Annotated in this window: 1 pseudogene; it reads right to left on the bottom strand. The window is 68.3% G+C overall.

What is annotated here, in order from left to right:
- A pseudogene (locus tag IH50_RS0137230) lies at nt 1–262 on the bottom strand (RNA-guided endonuclease TnpB family protein); the annotation flags it as partial.

Here is a 262-nt window from a genome sequence, read left to right as displayed (position 1 = left end):
GGCGGCGGAAAGCGGCTGAACGGACGGGTCCTCGCACAGCAGGGACACATGCCAGCGTCCGGCCGCGTCCTGGGACACGGTCACCGTGGACGGCGACGCACCCTCGGGAAGCGGACGGGACCACACGATGTCGAGCGGCTCCGCCATCTTCGCCAGAGTGATGTTCCCGTCGCGGAACCGGAACGCGCTGGTGGTGTACTCCGCCGACTTCCGCGACTTCTTCCGCGACTTGAACCGCGGGTACTTCGCCCGCTTGCCGAAG

This window comes from Streptomyces sp. NRRL S-37 (assembly GCF_000721605.1).
GTDB lineage: Bacteria > Actinomycetota > Actinomycetes > Streptomycetales > Streptomycetaceae > Streptomyces.
This window is presented reverse-complemented; position numbering and strand designations above follow the sequence as displayed.